This window comes from Candidatus Poriferisodalis multihospitum (assembly GCF_028283155.1).
Lineage (GTDB): Bacteria > Actinomycetota > Acidimicrobiia > Acidimicrobiales > Poriferisodalaceae > Poriferisodalis > Poriferisodalis multihospitum.
On the sequence record NZ_JAPYOK010000046.1, the window covers coordinates 49203 to 70223 of the forward strand.

The 21021-nt window shown below is 68.4% G+C and carries 10 protein-coding genes; 2 read left to right on the top strand and 8 right to left on the bottom strand.

Features of this window, described 5'->3' with window-relative positions:
- Positions 1–64: 64 nt before the first annotated feature.
- From VI480_RS04500 to VI480_RS04535, 8 genes are all read right to left on the bottom strand, one after another.
- Positions 65–2782 carry a cell wall-binding repeat-containing protein gene (locus VI480_RS04500; protein ID WP_323671622.1) on the bottom strand — a complete coding sequence of 906 codons (2718 nt, stop codon included), beginning with the start codon at positions 2780–2782 and terminating at the stop codon, positions 65–67.
- Positions 2779–4386 (bottom strand): sigma-70 family RNA polymerase sigma factor, encoded by a 1608-nt coding sequence (locus VI480_RS04505; protein ID WP_323671623.1) that lies wholly within the window; start codon positions 4384–4386, stop codon positions 2779–2781. The genes VI480_RS04500 and VI480_RS04505 overlap by 4 nt, the downstream gene beginning before the upstream one ends.
- A gap of 116 nt (positions 4387–4502) precedes the next feature.
- A complete protein-coding gene (locus VI480_RS04510) occupies positions 4503–6803 on the bottom strand; it encodes a cell wall-binding repeat-containing protein (protein WP_323671624.1) in 2301 nt (766 codons plus the stop codon).
- Between the two features lies 1 nt (position 6804).
- Positions 6805–9450, bottom strand: coding sequence for a cell wall-binding repeat-containing protein (locus VI480_RS04515; RefSeq protein ID WP_323671625.1), 2646 nt, complete (start codon positions 9448–9450; stop codon positions 6805–6807).
- Entirely contained in the window at positions 9447–12290 is a 2844-nt protein-coding gene (locus VI480_RS04520; protein ID WP_323671626.1) for a cell wall-binding repeat-containing protein, read from the bottom strand. Before VI480_RS04520 ends, VI480_RS04515 begins: the two co-directional genes overlap by 4 nt.
- A 141-nt stretch (positions 12291–12431) precedes the next feature.
- Positions 12432–14978: a cell wall-binding repeat-containing protein gene (locus VI480_RS04525; RefSeq protein WP_323671627.1), complete on the bottom strand. Its 2547-nt coding sequence runs from the start codon at positions 14976–14978 to the stop codon at positions 12432–12434.
- Positions 14979–15175: 197 nt separating this feature from the next.
- Positions 15176–17017: a hypothetical protein gene (locus VI480_RS04530; RefSeq protein ID WP_323671628.1), complete on the bottom strand. Its 1842-nt coding sequence runs from the start codon at positions 17015–17017 to the stop codon at positions 15176–15178.
- Complete coding sequence (locus VI480_RS04535; RefSeq protein ID WP_323671629.1) at positions 17018–18424, bottom strand: cell wall-binding repeat-containing protein; 1407 nt, start codon at positions 18422–18424, stop codon at positions 17018–17020.
- A 137-nt stretch (positions 18425–18561) separates the two neighbouring features.
- On the opposite strand from VI480_RS04535, the gene VI480_RS04540 reads away from it, so the two are divergent.
- Together VI480_RS04540 and VI480_RS04545 are read left to right on the top strand one after the other, a co-directional pair.
- The gene (locus tag VI480_RS04540; protein ID WP_323671630.1) at positions 18562–19614 is read left to right on the top strand and encodes a hypothetical protein; all 1053 of its coding nucleotides are present in this window, start codon (positions 18562–18564) and stop codon (positions 19612–19614) included.
- Between the two features lie 106 nt (positions 19615–19720).
- The gene (locus VI480_RS04545; RefSeq protein ID WP_323671631.1) at positions 19721–20899 is read left to right on the top strand and encodes a hypothetical protein; all 1179 of its coding nucleotides are present in this window, start codon (positions 19721–19723) and stop codon (positions 20897–20899) included.
- Positions 20900–21021: the final 122 nt, after the last annotated feature.

The window sequence follows — 21021 nt, forward strand, 5'->3', positions numbered from 1 at the left end:
AGTCACTGCCGACGATGTGCGATCGCTCGAAGATGAGTGATCCTCTGAGCTGTTCCCGGATGCCTTAGTCGGACGGCGGCAGCGGCTTGTTGATGAAGGCCTCGGGCCGCCACGAGAGCTTGTCATCAGCAGTACCGGCCGAATTCACCGTCAGTGTCGCCGTGAAGCCGCCAGCGCCGTAGGCGTCGGACGTACCGGCTCGCAGAGGATCGAACGGCACTCCCGCTTCGCGCATCGGCGGCGGTTCCTCGTCGCTGACAGCCGGCGACGGCGGTCCGTACACCAGCGATGCCCACGTGCCCGACGTCAGCACCGTCGCACCGCGAAGGTGCCACACACCAGACTTCAGGACTGCTTCACCTTGGGCGGAGCCGATGAGCGTGCCGCGCTCAGTGCGGATGTGCCACGTTGCGGTGAACGTGTCGGGCACGCCGTTGGGCGCACTCGACGCCGGCGGTGCTGCGCCCCGGTACAGGTGCAGCACGATGCGGGTGTCCACGATGGACTCGGCACGTGAGCCGAGCATCGCCCGGTCGGTCACGGCCCCCGTCTGGAACAGCCAGCGGGTGTGTCCCCCCTCCGGCGGATCGAGCTCGCTCGGCGTGCCGATGGTGGAGGGCTCGTTGGCATCGATCGGCCCGGTAAGCGAGAAGCGTTGGCCTGTATCTGCGATGAGCATCAGCGAATCGGTCGACGCACCGCTGGGGCCGACACCACGCGCCACCAAGGGTGCAGTCACCACCTCGGCAGGGCCGATGCGCACACAGGCCGGCGCGCCTCGACCGGCTGATCGGACAACGCCATCGGAGTCGCCGAGATACCAGCCTTGCTTCGGCACTTCCACGACAGCGCTCGTGCCCTGAGCTTCGGCCACCAGCCAGCGAGCATCGCCGTAGGTGCCGCGCGGCATGCACACCTGCACGCCGACACCGTCGTCGCTGTGAAAGATCGGCGACATCGGCATGGTCGTGGCGAACGCGCCGACTCCGAAGTCGACTCCCGGTGTGGCCTGCACGCCGTAGGGCGAGAACGGGTCGGGCGTTTGAGCCCCCACAAGCACCGGCGATATCCGCTCGTCCGCGATCAAGTTGCCGGCCAGCGCGGCCGAGACTTCGCCGAGCAAGCTGGGCGTGATCACGCCCTGCCCGCCGAACGCCACGGCGAAGCCCGGCGCCGGGCACACGTCGCTGGCCAGCGCCTTGGCGTAGGCCACCGGGTTGGCTTGACTCTCGCAGGCCTCTGGTGCGGCGAAAGCGTCGAGCAGGAATGCGGCCACCGGGTCTGGCAGGTGCTCGGCGCCAGCGGCCACCAGCAGCATGGGCACCGCACTGCGGGTGGGCCGCTGGGGCATCTCCGCATCAGGCTTCGACACCACCGCGGGCTGCGACACATCCACTAGCGGCAGCATCCGCTCCGGCGCGCCGGCCGAGGCGGTGGCTGTGGCCGCCCCGCACCATGGACCGGCGCTCAACGCGTCAGCCCAGCCACGCTGCTTGCGGCCGCTGTCCGACGACGCCACCAAGCACACGATCGAGGAAGCAAAGTCGTGACCGGAACCGGTCGGCCACCAGCCGCCGAAGTGCTGGGCCATAGCCACGCTCGTGGCGTACCGGTCTGCGCCGGAAACCCGGACCGTGTTCGCACGTGCGAGTCGAGCGGCAGACCGGACGGCCGGCTGCGACAGCCGCTCCAAGCCTCCGAGCACCACGATGTTCTCGACATCGAGCAGGCTCAGCGCGGTCGCGGTCTCTGTGGGCAGCTCGTCGGTGCCGTTGTGTAGCAGGACTGGTACCTGCCAGTAGCCCGTCCACCACCCCGCCGCGATCGCATCTATGCCGTCGATGCCGTCGGTCAGCACCACGGTACGGCCGAGCAGGCGGCACTCCTCAGGGTTCTCCCGCCACTCCACCACCGAGTTGGCCCAGAAGCCCATCTTCGCGGTGCCGTCGGCGGCCGAGGGATCGGCGCAGCCGGTGGCGCCTTGGGGCACAGGCGCCGTGCCCAATGCCGTTGCCACGGCCGCAGCCGTGCCGAAACGGTTCGAACCGCGGACGCGGAACACCTCGGTGTAGCCGATGGACACCAGCTCGGCCTCAATCTCGGGCGCAACCGCGGCGGTGCCGCCGACGATGATCGCCTGCCTCGCTGTCTTGCACCCACCCGAACGCAGATCCTGGGCCGCCAGCCGCACGGGCACGGCAAGCGCCGTGGCACCGGTGCGTGCGGACGGCGTCAACAGGATCGGCGCAGCGAAGGTGTCCACACGAGCGAATCCGCCGGGCGGATCGAAGAGCGGGTCCGCTGCAGAGGACCGTTGCAGGTAGGGCTCGGTGGACCGGCCGGTGGGGTCCGACAGCGAGGACGCCGCCAGGGCATCTGCAGGCGAGTCCCCGGCGACGACGATGATCGCCTTGGGGCAAACGCCGACACCCCACCAGCCCCGCGCCTGGCTCAGGCTGCGCACGCCGCCCGAGGAAGGATCAGGCGTCTCGAAAGGAAAACCGCCCTGGCCGCGCAGCACCAAGGCCGTCGCCAGGGAGGTCTGGTAGCGGTCCCAGCCCGAGATGCGCAGTGCGTTGGGCCAGCCCTCGATCTGGGGTGCGGCCAGGAACGAACTGGGCCACTGCGTCGGTGCAACCGGGCCTGCCGCGACCGCCGTGGGCTCGGCCGCGCCCGCAGCGGCGCCTGCCAGCACGCCGCCGAACAGCAGCAGTGCCGCGAGCGCGCCACGGATCGTGCCACGTCGGGGTTGCGCCGAGAGGCCCCGGCGCCGGTAAATCACGGGCTGAGCGTAAGCGTGAGCGACTGCAAAGTGCCGTCATCGGCGAACATCAGCGTGCCGGACATGGAGCCTCGCTCGGCCAGCGGCAACGCGTCGCTCTGGGTTGCCGTGAACAGGCCGTCAAGCGGCAGGGAACCGTCGACTGCGGTGCCGCGTGCCGCCAAGCGCATCTCGACGGTCTCGCCGTCGCCAGCATCGAGCACCAGCAGGGCGCTGAATCGCTGATGCGCCTCGGGATCGGAGGGGTCCGCCGCCGACAGCGACGCACTGCTCGGCGCTATCACGCTCACCGACTCCGTGGCGGTGGTGACGTCCTCGGTGGTCACGTCACCGTCGACCGTGGTGGTGGTCGTCGTGACGGTCATGGTGAGCATGCCGCTCACATCGAAGCGATCAGCGCCCGCAGCGGCGAACGTGAGCTCGCCGCCATCGATGGACCCTGAGGTCGTCGTTGTCACCGTCGGCGCCGCCACAACGACGGTTTGCTCGATCTCATCCGCCTTGTCGACGTTGACCGTGGCGGCAGCGGCCGACGCGGCTGGCGTCGCCACGGAAGCGGCTGCCGAAGCATCCTCGCTCGGCGCAGTTACTGCTTCGACGCCTGCCTCGCTTGCTGCTGAAGCAATCACCGGCTCGGCAATCGCCGGTGCCGTGTCGGATCTTGCGGCAACGCCTTCGGCACTCGGCAGGGCAGGCACCACGACCGGCGCGTCGGGTGCCGACGCACCCACCACGAACGGCGTCAGCGCCTCCATGACCGAGTCGGGCAGGACCCGATCGGCCGCCCTGTGCACCGGCGAGTCGACGGTCGGGGCGATCACCGCAGTCGCCAGCCCAAAGCCGACTGCGGCCTTCGCCACTACCGGCACGCCGACAGTCGCGGCGTTCGCGGTCGCAGCGGCCGCACGCGAGGCCATCGGAGCTGCCTCGGTCAACATCGGCATGGCCGAATTCAGCGCAGCGCGGCCGGCACCGGGCGAGGACTGGCTTGTCACCGCTGCAGCGGCCCGCTCTCCCCGGCGCAGCAGCCCGATGAGTGCCACCGGCGCCGCCGCAGCGAGCTTGAGCGCAGCGCGCACTGCGTTGCGGGCACGAGACACTCGCGCCCGGGCGTTTTCCTCGGACACCCCAGAGACTCGCGCCACCTCCTCGTAGGAGAGCTCGTCCACGAAACGCAGCATCAGCGCTTCGCGGTACTGCTCGGAGAGGCCGTCGACGGCATCCATCAGCTCGGTGTCGTCGATGTCGAGACCCAGCTCTGCCTCGGTGTCGGGCGGCGGATTCAGGGCGCGGTCGTTCGATGCCCAGCGCTCGGTCTTCTCGTTCGCGCGACGCTGGCGGTTGCCTTCGTCGCTGCAGACGTTGGAGAGGATCCGGTGCAGCCAGGGGCCCACTCGATAGTTCCCGTTGAAACGCGGCATGGCCCGCAGGGCCCGCGCCAGCGCTTCCTGGACAGCGTCCTCGGCTGCCTCTGGGCAGCCCAAACGGCGGCGCGCGTGACCGAGCAGCTGCGGCCGGTACTCGCGTACCAACTCGGCGAACGCTTCGTCGTCGCCGGCCTGGTAGGCGAGGACCAGATCTCGATCTTCAAGTCGCAAAGCCATGGCAAATGGGAAGGCGCGGGGCCTTCGATACAGCCGATGCTACAGCACCCCCCTCTGAGCCCTGCCGTCACATATTGACTTTGCCAGGAGTTAGCGCCGGGAGTCAGGCAAGGCGGTCAGCGACCGTCGAGCGCCTCCCGCTTGAACGCCGCGGCGTGTGCTTGGCTGGCGTTGCCGGCGAAGTCAAAGGCGGCACCAGCTCGGGCGATCAGCGTCGAGCCGACGGACGGCAGCATGGCAGCAGAGGGCGCAGCCAGCCGGGCGACGAGCGTGCCGTCCGATTGCCGCCACGTCTGGTCGCATGCAGCAGTGCCCGCACGAGTCCACACGCTGGTATCGGACGCGCCGACAAGGCTGACGCCTGCGTTCGCGGCGCCGGCGCCGGCGCCGTCAAGGGAGTAGTCGGCGAAACCGTCACCGTCACTGTCGACCTGCAGCTTGCCGACGTCGATGGTGTGGTCTGCAGGGCCAACGCCGCAGCCCTGTACCGCTTCGGACCAGTGCAAGGTGACATCGACAGCGGCCGAGCCGTCGGCGCGGCGCACAGGCTGGCTCAACGACACGACGCTGACTCGCGGCGGGACGGTGTCGGCGGCAACGGTGTGCGTCACTGCGGAGTTTGCGTTGCCAGCGCGATCGCGCAGCTTGCTGGCAGCGAGCGAGATCTTGTCACCCGGTGCCAGCCATGGAGGCTGGGTGAACGGCAGGCTGGTCGAGCCGTAGCTGTCGTGTTCGGGGAAGTCGAAGCTGACCCGGAAGCCGGTGTCGCCTCGCTGCACGCTGGCGGTCTCGATCAGACGGCTGCGTCCTCGTGTCAAGGTGACCCTGATGGTTCCGTCCGTGAGTGCCTCGTTGGAGCGCACCCAGACCGTCTTGCGGCCCAAGGCCGCGAGCACCTTGAGCTGCGGCCGCCCGGTATCGGCGCGCACGATCAGCTCCGCACCCTCGTTGACGGCGGCCCCGTCGGTCGAGCGAATCGAGCGCTCGTTGACGCCCAACCGGTCCCGCACAGCGACCGGTGTCTCGCAGCCGATCGGCACCGACGCGGCGTCATACGGGCTCGCACCTGCCAGCAGGATCACTGCCCACCTCGTTGCGGGTCCTTCCGCAACCACGACTTCGGCAAGGCGACCCGGCAGCGGCTCCCCGTCGAAGCTGTAGCTGCCCGTGTCCCCGGCGTCAGCGGTGCGAACCGGCTCGGAGAAGTCGATACGCCAGTGGCACGCGCCCTCGGTGGCCGAAATCACCGCAAAGACCGGCTGGCCTTCGCTGAGTCTGCCTGCCGACGCGGCCGAGATGGCCGCTGCCTCCACACGACTGGATACGGCCGCTGTGCCGCCAAAGACGGCGAGCACCAGACGGCCTTCGGCATCGCCCGTCACCGCTTCGGACGCAAGCACCGACGCCGTCTCGCGAGACAGTCGCAGGCGCTCAGTAAGCAGCAGCGGATCGCACCGCTCACCCAGCAGCGGTGCGCTGGCGACGGCATCAGCGGCGCCGAACCCTGCCGCCAAACCCACGCCGTCACCGTCGAAGCACGGCACCGGTCCCTCAGCACCCAGCAACTCGAGAGCTACGCGGCTCGCCGTGCCATACCGGTTCGCGCCAGCCCAGCGCTCGGTCGAATCGACATGCAGGCGAACCTGGTTCTCGATTCGCGCAGAGACTGCTGCTGTGCCGCCCAGGATGATGACGTGGTCGACGTGGTCGTCCAGGAACTCGGCCAAGTCGGGATTCAGCGCTGTGCCGTCGCTGAACAGCAGCGGGAAGCGACCCCGGTAGGCAACCGGTCCGGCCGCCAAACCGTCGGCGGCTGCGGCCGCGGTGGCCAGCAGCGCCGTGCGGCCGCGTCCCGCGGCAACTCCGGCATCACCCAGGTGGCGCGCGACCGCGAGGGCAGTTTCTGCGCAGCCCGAGCCGCCCAGCCGGTGAGGTGTCGACCCGGTGAGCCGCCGGATCTGCTCGGCGACCGCCGGTGACACTTCGTCGGTGCCGCCCACGATGAACACGTCGCTGAAATCGGCTCCTCTCAGGAATCTGGCAGGTGCGAGCGAAAGGCGATCGGGTTCGGTCAGCAGCGCAGGTGCTCGCTGCACAGACGCCAGCGGGGCGGCCGAGAGTGCGCAGGCCGCATGCTGTTCGGCACCTGAGGTCACGATCACCGAGTCGGTGTCGCCGCCGATCTCCGCGAGGTAGCGCACAGCGATCTCCACCGCGGTCTCGTAGCGGGTGGGGCCGGCCAGCCGCTCCGCCTCCACCTCGGCAGCGGCGGCGCCGGCGGCGGCATGACCGAACGGCAACGAGACGGCCAACAGCGCTCCGCACGCCAGCGCAGCAAGTGTTGCTCGAGCGGGCACTGCTTGGCCGAGTTCTGCTCGACGAGGCTTCGACACCTGGTGGGTTCGTGCTCGCGTCATGTCAGTCCACCGGCACGCTGGGGTCGTAGCGGATCGACAGCCAGCCTTGAGCAATGTTGGTTCTTCCGCCGTAGTCCCTAGCGGCGGCGCCGCTGACGAACACCAGGTCGCCCCGTGCAGGCAGCCGGCTCACGCTCGCCGCGTTGACCGTCATGTGGATCACCTGGTCGGGTGCGTCGAAGTGGAGCCTGCAACCGTCGCGGGCCACGATCAGCTTGGGCACCAAGTCAGCGACCAACGGGATGCTCGTACACGCGACAGCATCGGCTCCGAGGGGCGCTGGAGGGTCGGCCGCGTCGAGCAGTGCCGCCACGGGATCGCCGAAACGCACTCGAAGACCCACGGCGGTGCCGCCTCCCGAGAGCTGTACGCCTGCCTGGACAGTGCCGCCGATGCTCCCGCCGGCAGCATCGGCACCCACCACTTCGACGACGAAGTTGGCAGCAAAGTCTCGGTCGTCGCTCAGTGCCTCGGCAAGCTCGGTGAACGTGGGCTCGCCGGCCAGAATCCGGTACGCGATGACGCGCGTCGTGCGGTTCACCAGCACAGTGATGCACTCCTCGTCCGGATCGGAGCAGTCGACGTCTTCGGCGTCGGAGTCATCGTCGCTCTCGGGCAGTCCAACGCCGTACACGCGCCAATCGTTGCCGCGACCACCCGACGCCAATCCGTCGCTGCGTGCAGTGACAGTAAGCGCTCCGCTTGGCGTGGCATCGAGCTGCGTAGAGGCGGTGAGCGTCACCCTGGCTTGGTTGGTGGAGTCGACATCGCCGACCGTGACGGTCTCGATGCGGAAGTCGACGCTCGGCTCAGCCACGACGTGAAGATGCCGGGGACTGGCGCGGCCGTCCTCGTCTAGGAAAACGCCCCGCGACACGGTGATGGCGTCACCCTCCTCCAGCGTCGTGCCGTCCAGGGCGAACACGTAGCGCTGATGCTTGGCTCGCGTGCCGGCGGCACCCGGACTCGGGCCAGCAGGTGCCGGGTCGAGATCCAGAGGCTTGCGCGTGCCATCGCCAGCCACGACAGCGATGCGCTCCGCAACCTCAGCCGGCGTCAGCACCGCGGGCTCGTACGGGTGCTCCTCGATCACCAGCACTGCGAACCGGTCGTGCCCGGCCGGGGCGATGATGCGGACCTCGGGAGCGTCCAGATCGGCAGGCTCGTCGGGCTCGGGAATGACCAAGGAGAAGCGGGCCGTCGGCCGGGGGCTGTTGTTGGTGCCGATGCGCTGGCCGCCGGTCACGGCGATCACGTCCTCGGCATCGAGAAGCCGGTGATCTCGATCCAGCGTCACGGTCACGCTCTTGCCGCGGACGCGCACGCTTGCGCACCACTCGTCGGGATCGGCAGGCGAAGCAGCACACAGCTCGGACGACGCTGCTCGCACCGGTTCGGAGTTGACGCTGAACATCCTCACATCCGGCTCCAGCGCTCGGGCGGCCTTCTTCGAGTCGATGTCGCTCGTGAAGGTGACCGTGAATTGGTGGGCCGTCTCGGTGACCGGGTCGAGCTCGACGCTGATGCGCCCGCCGATCGGAATCAGCGTGGTGGCCCGCTCGAAGAACTGCGTCACCACCTCGGCTAGCACCACGGCGGTGCCGCCGAACACGGTGACCTCCAGGGCATTGTCGGCATCACCGGTCACGTAGTCATCCGAGCGCAGGAACGAGGCCACAGTGCGCGGCAGCGTGTCTGAGGGGGTCAGCAGCAGCGGTGCGCACTGTTCCCCGAGCAACGGCCCGCTGGCGATCGCATCCGGCGAGAGTCCGCCGTAGGCCAGGCCCAGCTCGGTGCCGTCGAAACACGGCCGCAGCGGGTCGTCGCGGTCGAGCATGGTCTCCGCCAGCTCGACCGCCGTGCCGTAGCGGTCGTTCCCAGCAATGCGGGCAGTCGTGAAGTCCAAGCCCGACAGTGCCCGCTGCACCGCGCCGCCGACCGCAGCGGTCCCGCCCACGATGATCACATGGTCGAGATCGCTCGCCACCAGAAAGTCGAACACGGCCGGGTGCAGGCTGTCGGGGGGCGTCAACAGGATCGGATAGCGGCCCTGGTAGGCCATCGGTCCCGCCGCCAGCGCATCCGCGAGCACTCTGCTGGTGGTCAGCAGCGCTGTGCGGCCCTTGGACCCGAACTCCCCGGCGGGAAGGCCGAACGACGTCGCAACCTCGATCGCATGGGAGTGGATGTCGTCGCTGCCGAGGCGCTCCACCGTTCCCACGCCCAGGTCGCCGAGTTCGCGCTCGACCGCCGTCGAGATCACCGCCGGTCCGCCGAGCAGGATCACCCTGCGGATGTCTCTGCGCTGCAGGAATTGCTCTACCGGCACCGGCACATCGTCAGGTCGGGTGAACACCAGCGGCGCCCGCTCCAGCCGGGACAGCATCGGCACCGGCACCGCCCAGCCGGCGTGTCTGTCGAGGCCCGAGCCCAAGATGACGGTATCCACCCGGGACTCGTCGGGGAGTTCGTCGACGCGGTCCATGTAGGCCTCGGCGATCTGCACCGACGTCGAGTAGCGCGTCGGCCCGGCAAGGCGCGTGAACTCGACATCGATCACGGCCGCACCCGCCGCGAGGTGAGGCAGAGTCCACAACGGCAGCGCGAGCACTGCCGCCAACACCGCCCACAGCCACCGGCGGCTCATGAGCTGGCCCCGTTGCAGGCGGCACCGGCGGCATCAGCGACGGAATTGTCGCCCTGCGGCCTCAACGCTTCTCGCGCGTAGCCGAATTGGGAGGGGATCGTGGGATCGGAGCGCAGATGGAAACGACGCTGGCGCAGATTCTGCACGTCAGGGGTCCCGTCCTCGTTCTGGTCACCGTGGCCCGCGGCGACTCCGTCGGGGACCGATACCGGGGTGCCCGCCCGCGGCAACAGTGCGCCGTCGGTTACGGCATATTCCAGATACACCACGGAACCACGGCGCTGGCATCGAACGGCTACACCGTCATTGTCGGCAGTGGAATCGCCCAAGAAGAGCGACGCGAACGTCAACGGCGCCCTGAAGCCTTCCGGCGGCGCACGGCCGCTGCCGAAGAACAACTCGTAGCGAGCACCCGGTGCTGTATCTGTTTCTGACACTTCTGGGACGCTTCGCACGTGATCGGTGAACCGCACCCGAAGACCGACGACGCTGAAGCCGCCGACCAGCGTTCCACCGGAAGGGTCTGCGATGCCGAGCACGCCGTTCGTGGCTGACGAGGTGACAACCCGGCTGCTGAAGTAACGCTTGAACTCGGCATCGGCATTGAGTGCGGCCGACAGGTTCGCAAGCGTGATCTTGCCTTCGGCGATCGTGTAGCTGATGATCCGATGAACCGGGTCGACACCGACGTCGATCTCGCTGTCAGCAGGCTCGGTCCGCTCCGGGTCGATATAGGGATAGACGATCCAGCCGTTGCCGGCTGCCCCCGCGGCGGCGCTGGTGCTGCGAGCCGTGATGCTCACACGCCGGCTGCCCTCACAGGCAGCATCACCGCCCGCACCGCACGTGTTGTTCTGGATCAGCAACGTTGCCTGCCTGGTGTGCCTGGGCTTGCCGACCGCAGCCCGTTGGACCGTGAAGTCGCCGTGGTCGGCGTTGTCGGCGTGCGCGCGGACCGTGTAGCGGGTCAGCTTGTTGGGATTGCGCCGCTGGTCGTACAGCGCTCCTCTCGAAACGGTGACCACATCGCCGGCCTCGAGCGTCGCCCCCTCGTCGGCAAGCATTGCGGTGTAGCGAAAGTTCGCTCCGAGCGTGGCGGGATCCTCGTAGCACCGCTCGCCGATCTTGTCGCCTAGGGGAGCATCGCTCTCCGACTTATGCGGGCAACTGGTCGAGCTGGCGACAAATATCACGTCTTTCGGCTCGCCCTCCTTGTCGACCACCGTGAGCTCGTGCACCTCCTGGCCGCGGCGCTCCACGTCGTTGCGCAGCCGATCGCCCGGGCGCAGCGCTCGCTCGGTGACCAACACGACAAACTCCGAGTCACCGGCGATCGCCACGATCTGGATCTGCGGCCCGACCGTGTCGGTCACGGTCGGAGGTCGCGGCACCCGGTAGAACACCGACTCCAGCGCGGGCAGCGTGTCGTCGACCGCGATCTCGGTACGTCCCTCATCGGTGCCGGTTTCGCCCAGCACCGTGATGGTGTTGCCGACCGCCAGCGGCTCGACCAGTTCCACCGTCACCCTTCGGCCGCTCAGGCTGATCTCCACGTAGCGCCGACCGACCTCGCTCGCCGGCGCATCCTCGGCGACCAGCGGCTGGTTGTTCACCGTGTAGCGCTCGGCCTTGATGGCCTCGTCTTCCTTCACGTCCTCGTTGAAGGTCACCGTGAACACCTTCGAACCGCCGACGGCCGACACCTCCGCAGTAAACGGCGCTCCGCGCAGTGCCCGATTCCGCACCGCCCACACCGTCGACTCTGCAACCGCCGCAGCGCCGCCGAACACCACCACCTCCAACCGGTTCGCCGGCCCGCCCAGCAGATCGCCACCGGTCAGCACCCCGTCCAGCTCGGTCGGCACCGCTCTCGATCGGGTCAGGAGCAGTGGCGCGCACCGCTCTCCCAGCAGCGGCCCGCTGCTCACCGCGTCCGGTGCCCGCTCGCCCACCGTGAGGCCGATTACCGACCCGTCGAAGCATCGATCCGGTCGAGCCGAGCCCAGCAGCTGCCGCGCCACCACCGCCGCCGTCTCGTAGCGATCGGCACCCGCGAAGCGCGAGGTCGTGATGCCTTTGGCCTTCACCGCCGACTCCACCGCCGAGCTCACCGCGGCCGTGCCGCCGAAGATCACCACATGCTCGACGTCGCTGCGGTCCAGGTACGTCGACACGGCGTGATCCAGCGTGTCTGCCGGGCTCAGCAGCAGCGGATGAGAGCCGTGATACGACAGCGGACCGGCCACCAGCGCATCAGCCACCCCCACACCGTTCGCCAGCAGGGCAGTCCGGCCGCGAGATCCCCATTCGCCCGCCGAGCCGGGAATCGGACCTACCGCGGCCGCCACGGCAACCGAAGAGGCGTAGACATCGCTCCCCCACAGGCGCCGCACGCTGCCTGCGCGGTCCGCAAGCTCACTCTCGACAGCGAGCGACACGACGCTGGGGCCACCGATCAGCAGCACCAGCTCGATGTCGTTGACCTCGATGAAGCTGCGCACGCTGTCGTGCAGCCGATCGGCGGGCGTCAGCAGGATCGGGGCGTCGAATGCCGACGCCAGCCCGGCTGCAGGCATCCCGTAGACAGCATGACGATCCTCACCCGACACCACGATGGCCGCGCGGATCGATGCACGATCCGGATTGTCCGCGATCTCTGCCAGGTACGCCTCAGCGATCGCCACCGATGTCTCGTACCGATCCTCGCCCCCGAACCGCTCAGCCGACGTCTCGTTCACGGCTGCAGACGCGCCCGCCGGGGCGAGCAGCGACGCAGCAGCCACCGCCGCTACAAGGGCGGCAAGCGCTCTGCGAGAGAGCCTTCGGGCGGCTGTCGGCATGGTCGCCATGAAGGTATTTCAGCTCTTCGTGCGCGTCTAGCCCCAAGATAATATTGGCAATGACCATGGCGTTCTGGGGCGCCGATGGTCGGCAACCACCGCGACCACACCGCCGATCGTGCAGCCGCTTGAGCGGCCGATTCAGGGGCGCTCGAGGCGGACGCCCGTCTGGCGGGCGTTGGCGTTGCCGGCAAGGTCGGTCACCGCTCCCGACCGCACGAGCGCAGTCGACCGTGTACTGGGCAGGTTGTCGATGCTCGCCGACTGAATCCTGGCGACGAGCGTGCCTGGGCGCACTCCTGGCGTCGTGGTATCGCAGATGGCCCTGCCCGCGATGATCGAGTCACCGGAATCGCCGTCGATGAACTCGACATCGCTGGCACCGAAGGTGAAGCCGTCGAGATCGAAGTCGGTGGTGCCATTGCCGTCGGCATCGATCTCGATCAAGCGCACCCGCACAGGATCGTCGTTCGCGGCGTCGCAATCCTGCACGGCCTCGGTCCAGCGCACGGTGAGATCTGCAGTGCTGGCACCGCCCGTCAATCGCACGCGCCCTCCTGTGTCCACGGGCGCGTCGGCACTGTTGCCAGTCACGATCGCGACGAATAGCTGGTTGAACGCCCTGTTGGCGTTCAGAGCGTCGACCACGTCATCGACATCTGCGCTGTCGACAGCCGTAGCTAGCGCCATGACCTGGATGCGCCGAGTCACGGCCGACACCTGCACCGCAGTCACTTGCGAGGAGGACCAGCTGCTCGGGCGGCTGCTGCGCACGTCGAGATCGATGGTCCAGTGGTTGCCGGCTGCGCCATCTGCCGCCGTGGCGGCTTTCGCCTCGATGCGGAAGGCTTCGTCAACGTTGTCCTGAGCGTCAGTGCCATTCAGGATTGCCGAAGCCTGTGAGACCGGCTCGGGCTCGGTCACGGTGATCCGGCTGATTTGAGGTGCCGTGGTGTCGCGGACCACCACGCTCGAGACGGCCGCATTGGCATTCCCCGCAAGATCACGTACCTCATCGGCAGCAATCGACACGCTGTCGCCGATCTTCAAGCTCGTGCCGAACGCGCTGGGCAGTTCGACCTCGAACCGTGTGACCCCAGCCGCGGGAGCAACGTCGACTGTCGCATCGGAGATGCCGGGGCGCTTGAACACCACAGCGACCACGCCGTCTGCGTCATTCGCCGACTCCACTAGCGGCTCGCTGGACTCGACCCAGACCGTGTCGCTGCCCTCGGTTGCGTTCATGGTCAGCGTGGGCGGCGTCTCGTCATCGGCCACGAAGAACTCCACGCGGGCGACGCGCCGGTTGTCTGCCGCCGCCCGGATCTCACCGCCCACGATGCCGATGCGGTCGCGGGCCCGAAGCGGCGACGTGCAGCCAGTCGGCACCGTCGCTCCGGAATTGGTCGTCGCACCCACGAGCGTCACCACCGCTTTGGTGGTGCTCGTGCCGCTCCCGGCATCCGGGGTGCCCTCGACCTCGTCCGCCTCGAAGGGAGCGTTGCCGTTGAGGTACACGGTGAGGTCTTCTGCGTCGGCAGCGCGCACCGGTTCTGCGAAGGTGACGGCGAAGTGGCAACCGCCCTCGAACGCCTCCACGGTCGCCCTCAACGCCACGAGCGCTGCTGCGTCGGTGGCTTCGTCGACGGCACTGCTCGCCACCGCCGCCGTGCCGCCGAACACGGTGAATCGCAGCTTGCCGTTGGCATCGCCGGTCACATAGTCGTCAGACTCCAAGAAGTCCTCGACCACCGATGGCAGTACGTCGCGCTCGGTCAGCAGCAGCGCCGCGCACAGCTCGCCGAGCAGCGGCCCGCTCACGATCGCATCGGGAGAGCGCCAGCCGTAGGCCAGGCCGATGTCGCCGCTGCCATCGAAGCACTCCTGCGGCGTGTCGAAGCCCAGCAGCGCCTCGGCGATGTCCACCGCAGTGCCGAACCGATCCGAACCCCTCCATCGCTCCACGGTGATGCCGAGGCGCTCGACATCGCTCTCGACATCGGCGCTCACGGCCGCATTGCCGCCCAGGATGACCACGTGCTCGGTGCGGCTGCCGCCCAGGAACGTCGACACGGCCGCGGGCAGCTCCGAGCTGCGAGTCAGCAAAATCGGATGCTCGCCCCGGTACGCCAGCGGCCCCGCGGCCAGGGCGTCGGCGAAGGCCTCGCCGGTGGCCAGCAGCGCGGTGCGGCCCTCGCCGCGGATCTCGCCAGGACTGCCCGGCGACCATCCCACCTCTTCGGCAATCCTCACGGCGGTCGCATATTCATCGACGCCTTCGATACGGGTCACCGAGATGCCGCTGATGGCGGTGATGGAGCGCTGAACGGCCTCCGACACCACGTCTGGGCCTCCGACGATGAGCACCAGCGAGATGTTGTGGCGCGTCAGGAACGTCGTGACCGATTCGTGCAGTTCATCGGGAGGCGTCAGCAGCAGCGGGGCATCGTGCAGTCGCGACAGTGCCGGCGTCGGCAGCGCGTAGGCGAAGTGCCGGTCGTCGCCTGACGTGATGATGACGGTGTCGACGGCAGCACGGCTCGAGTCGCTCTCGACGTGATCGACGTAGGTCTCGGCGATCTCGACAGCGGTCTCGTAGCGAGTGCTGCCGCTGAGTCGCCTGCTGTCGACCTCAGCAGCAGCGCCCTGCGCGGGATCAGGCGTCACCACCAGAACGGCGGCGGCCATGGCAAGCGCCGTCAGCGCTCTCCCAAGCCTCGTACAACGTCGGGTTCGGGATGCGCGCGCGACGCTCTCGGCCGAGTGGCCAAGAGCCCGACGAGCCGGATCAAGCAGAGGGGATGTGTTCATGTGCGACTCCTACGAACTCTAAAGGCGAGCACGCTGGACACTACACATACCACATGAATAATTTTCAATAAGTTTTATTGCTGCTCAATCAACACCGTATGGGTGTCGCCGTTGTCGGCGGTGACCGTGATGGTGTAGCCGTGCAGCGTCACCGAGTCGCCGGGCCCGAGCACCGGGAAGTCGTCAATCTCGCTGTCGCCGCTGTCGCCGGCCACCCTCACGGGCAGGTCGCCCGAGCCGATCAACGTGTCGACGGTGTACACGAGCACCCCTTCGGTCACCAGCCCGGGGAACGTGGTGCGGACCTTCGTGTCCGGATCCACCCATTCTGTGCCGGAGTCGTAGCCCGATGTACGGCGACTCTCCACCACGATCACGTTGTGGGCCGTCAGCGGCACGGCGGCCATCGCCAACCCGTCGCCCGGCCGCGTGAGGGGCGTGAGCGACACAGTGGCCCCGGCGCCGCTGTCGCAGTGCACCTGCGACGGATCCAGCCATCCGAGCTGCCACCGGCTCCAGCCCAGCATCTCCTCGAACGCGAAGCTGTGCCACGTGCCCGACGACGTGCTCCCGTCGGGGAAGCGCCACACAATCTGCAGCCGCTCGTCGCTGGACTGCGTTCGGAACTGGGCTCGCAGGCCCATCGGCCCCATGTCGACGAACGCCCACACGTCGTCGCCGGTGAGTTCGGGCAGTGTGTGCCGCTCCAAGTCGTAGGGGTACATGTCGAGCAGGCCCAGGTTGTGCGCTAGCTCGTGAGCAGCGACGCTGCCCCAGTGCGAGAGTTCACGGGGCTCTTCGAAGGGGAAATTGTTGTTGATGTGACGGGGCATTGACGTGCCGTCAGCCTCGATTGACCCGCCAGCCGAGCCGCCGCCGAAATGGGTGCTGGGCAGGACTACCGCCAGGCTGTTGAAGCCGCCGAAGTCGATCTCGTCGTCGACAAGGCCCACCGCGTCGGCATAGATGTCCCCACCGACGCTGAGGCCTCCAACGGCGCTCTCGGACAGGTAGTGCTCATAACTGTTGGGTGCGCGTAGCCACTCGGGGTGGAACACGAATTCGACATCGAGCGTGTTGTAGCTGTTCTTCTCGAGGTACTCCTCGGCCCATTCCAAGCCGAACGCGGCCTCCTCGTGGGTGGTGTGGGCGGCTTCGGCGTCGGGGAAGTCCACGAACAGCACCGCTACGCGCACTGTCCCCCGGGCGGGCGGTGCCCAGTCGGGCAGCGGGAATCCTGCCATGACGTGGCCTGGGATGCTGGCTGGCATGCAGTCCGCGGCGATGGGAGGCGATTCGCCACTGGCACCGGTCACATAGCTGCGGTGCTTGCCTTCGTCGTCGATGGTGTGGAACGCGATGCGCTGACCGTCTGGCGACCACCGCGGGGCGAGCGTGCGTAGGCCCTCGTCGAAGACGACCTCCTCGGCGATGCCGTCGACGTCGGCGACGACGATGGATGTCTTGGTCCCGTTGCCACGCGTGAAGGCCATGCGCTTGCCGTCGGGCGACCATGACAAGCCGCCGTTGAAGTACACACCCGCGTGCAAGCGGCGTGCATTGCCCCCATTGGGGTCCGACACAACCACATAGCCATCGGTCTCATAGGCAAGCTGGGCCCCGTCGGGCGACCACGCCGGCGAGTGCTCCCACCGATCCCCCTCGTTGAGCGCCTTGGGATTGTTGCCGAACGCCGTCATCACCACGATGTACCGGTCACTGTCAAGCCGGTGGCCGTGCTCGTCGCGGCCGCTGCCGGACTCACGCTCGAACGCGATCTTGCTGCTGTCGGGCGACCAGGCAGGCCAGCGGTCGATCTGATCGCCCTCCGTGCGCTGGTTGTTGTGGCTGCCGTCGATGTTGACGGTCCAGATGTGCGAAGACCAATGCCCGTTCTCGTCGTTCTGGCCGCGCACCTAGGCGATCCGGGTGCCGTCTGGCGACCACACCGGGGAGTGCAGGTAGGCGCTGTCATGGTGCACGAGCTTCTGGGCATCGGTGCCGTCGTTGTTGACGGTCCACAATGAGCCGTCCTGGTTGTAGACGAGGCGACTGCAGTCGGGCGACCAGGAGGGGTCCTCAGCACCGGTCGAGGGCACGAGCTGCACCGGCTCGTCGTCGATGGCGCCGCCGCAGGTGCCGGCGAGCAGCACGCCGGGAGCGGTGCTGAGCTCCTCGCCGTCCTCCCCATCGTCTTTGGCCTCGTCGTTCTCGCCGGCGTAGGGTTCTTCGCCGGTGAGGTAGGCGTCGATGGCCGCTTGTGACACGGCGGCATCGCCGCCGAAGACCTGCAGGCCCAGGGCGTCATGGGCGTCGCGGGCCGTGTCCAGGAAGGCTGCGGTGTCGGCGGGAATCTGGCCGGGATCGGCCAGCACCAGGGGGGCGCACAGGCGGCCCAGCAGGGGCGCCGCGCTGAACGAGTCGAACGGCACCCGCGCACGTGCCACGCCGATCGTGGCAGTGTCGAAGCAGGGCTTCCCGGCAGCGTCGCTGTAGCGGCCGTCGGCGAGCCCAGCGGCCTTCACCGCGGTGTCATATCGGGTGCTGCCGGCCACGCGGGAAACGTCGATGCCGAGGTCCTTGATTGACTGCTCGACTGCTTCTGACAGCGCTGCTGTGCCGCCCATCAGCACGACGTGGGAGATGCCGGCCTCGCTCAGATAGCCGCCCACCCCGGCATGCAGTTCGCCAGGCGAGCTGAGCAGCACCGGATGGATGCCCCGCGAAGCGATCGGGCCCGCCACCAGCGCATCGGCGAACACCTCGCCGCTGGCGATCACCGCCGTGGCGCCCAGCGCTCCCATGGCGCCTGGCGTGACCCGCCGAGCCGCTGCAACGCTGGTGCCGAAGCGGTCATCGCCCGCGACGCGCTCTGCCGAGATGCCGGCCGCTTCGAGCGCTTCGAGCACCCCGGCACCCACACCGCGTCCGGGGCCGTGCCCGCCTCCGCTGGCGTCGGGCCCCACCACCACCGCGCTCGAGACGCCCACTCGCTGCAGGAATTCCAGCGCATCAGCCCGCAGCTCGTCCGGCGGGGTCATCAGCACCGGCGCACCCAGCCCGCCGGCCACAGGCGCGGCCACCACCGCGTCGGTCCAACGCCGGCCAGACACCAGCACCACCGATGACAGCGAACCGCCCGCATCAGCGGCCACCGCCTCGGCGACCTGCAGCGACGTCACGTACCGATCCGCACCGCCATAGCGGGTGACCGACACGTCCGAGCCGTCGGTCTCGGCGGCGCCGGCCGCTGTGGCGGGAAGAACCAGCACACCGCCCAGCCCCACCAGCAAAGCCAGCACAGTCAGGCCCAGGCGACGCATCTGCGCGAACCTACTGCTGCGGCTGACAGGCTGTGTCGGCCGGTGGCGGCACTTCGAGATGCACGTGGAGATGCACGTGGAGGTGCCGCACCTAGGCGCAATACCGGGATGCAGCACCTGGTGCCACAATCATCGTTGTGCCCACCGTCGTAGAGGGTTCCAAGACGTGGCGCAGCGCTAGCTGGTGGGCGCTGCTGGGCATCGGTTTCGTGGTGGCCGGGCTGCTCCTGTCAGCGTGCTCGAGCGGTCTGAACCGGCTGAGCAGTGTGAGCTACATAGTGGTGCCGCACCCCGATGACGAGATGCAGGCCTGGTCGCTGATCGAGGACACGCCCGACACGTACAAGGTCTTCATCATGCTGACCCGAGGCGAGCAGACCGCCTACTGCGGCTCGCCCGGGCTCGACGAGGGCACTGGCGAGGCAGCCCCGACGCCGTGGCCGCAGGGCCGCTGGACAGCTTCGTGCGAGGAGGCTCGGGTGAACTCGTTCTTCGACTTCATCAGCGGCATGGCCGGCAACGAACAGGGCCTGCCTGCCGCGTTCGACGAACTGGGCGCGCAGGGTCCGTTCGGAGCCAACGGCGCCACCATCTGCCGCTTCGACGACAACGACTGCATCGAGGACCGCTCGGCGCTGGTGTGGAGCTCGTCGCTGGCCACGGTGGTCTGGTTCAACCTGGGCGATGGTGATCTGACTGCCGAAGAAGCCGCCTGGGCCATTGCCGCCGTGCGCGACAACCAAGCTGTGCTCGGCATCGATGCAGTGATCGAGGGCCTGCAACCGGGCGATGTTCAAGTTCCCGAGGAGCAGCAGGGCGATGGGCGACCAGCCGAGCGGCAACTGATCGGTGCCAGCTACTGGAACAGCTCCCACCCCGGCTGTTTCGTGTACGAGCACGCCGATCACCTCGCGGTACGCGAGGCGCTGTGGAACACCGACTTCGGTCTCGGCGAACAGATCGTGGCAACCTGCGGGAGCGATCCTGAGGCTTCGCTCAGCGCCGAGGTGACGCAGGCACGGTTCGACGACGCCTTCGAGATATCCGGCACCGAGCGCATCGGCGCGCACGTCGTCTACTACGGCTGGCTGTGGAGCGACAGCCCGGGTTATTGGGCTGGCGATCACACCGGCCAGGACGAGCTGTTCCACCGCCGTCAGGCGTTTTGGGTCCGGTACGCCGATTCGTGACCGCTGTCGCCGTCGCAGTCACTGCCACCGTCGTCGTCGCGCAGCGCGTTCGGCTACTTCCGCCAATCCCTCCGGGCGCGCTGAGGGCCTCACTAGCGTCGACGAGGTGAGCGACGAGGCGGCATCTGGACGGGCGCGCTTCGCATCGGTCGACACGTTCCGCGGGGCGGTGCTCGCGCTCATGCTGTTTACGCCCGCCACGGGCGCCGGCGGCTACGCCTGGCTCCGTCATGCCGAATGGGACGGCCTCACCGCGTCGGACTGGCTGTTCCCCACCTTCCTGGTCACGAGCGGGCTGAGCCTGTCGTTCCTGCTTCGTGATGTGCCGACACGGGCGACCTACACGCGGCTGATCCGCCGGCTCGTGCTGCTGGTGGCGGCCGGGCTGATCTACAACGCATACGGCTCGTCGTGGTTCGACCTCTCCGAGCTGCGGTTCACCGGTGTGCTGCAGATGATCGGCATCTCGGGAGCGTGTGCGGCTGCGGTGGTGCTGGCGAGCCGGGCGGTGTCACCCAAAGGCGGCGACGCCGTCTGGTGGATCGTCGGCGTGGCCACCGCCATCGCCGCGCTCTACGGCCTGGGCCTGGAATTGCTGTCGTGCGATCCCGTGGGCCGCTGCAGCCCGTACCTGGCGGTGGACACGGGCCTGCTCGGCGACAGCCACGTGTACCGGGGCGGCCAGGCCGGTTGGGACCCCGAGGGCATCGTTGCCTCTGTCGCAGCGTCGTCGCTCGTCCTCTACGGCTACGCAGCCGGCGTGCTGCTGCGCCGCCACGGGCGCTCCAGCCCCTCCGCAACGTTGGCCAACGTGGGCGCACTGGCGTCGCTGTGCTTCGTCGCCGGGCTGGCCGTGTCGCAGTGGATGCCGTCCAACAAGCGCCTGCTGACGCCGGCGTTCGTGCTGCTCGCCGCAGGGGTGGCGCTGGCGGTGTTCTGCGTGATCTACCTGCTGGCCGACGTCGGCAGGAACGGCGGGAGCGACGAACGCTGGCAGTGGCATCAGCGCCGCGCCTGGCACCCCCAAGCCCTCTGGCGCCACTGGAACTGGCCGTTCGTGGCCTTCGGCCGGAATGCACTCATCGTCTTCCTGCTCGAACGGTTCCTGCTGCAATCCGCCAAACACGTGCACGTCGGCGACCGGTCAATCCAGGAGCGGCTGCTCGAAGACATCCTGCCGTTCGGCGAGCCCGGCGTGCACCTGGCCTACACCGCCCTGCTCCTGCTGGCCGTGTTCGCAGTGGTAGGCCACCTGCACCGCCACCGCCTCTACCTGGCGCTCTAGCAACACTCACGGCGAGCCACGACCGGGACTGTCAGAAATTCTGTGTAAGCGGCGTGGTCTGAGGGTCCGCAGCGGGCTGCTGTGGGCCGGAGAGGATCATGTCTGTGACTGATCTTGACATG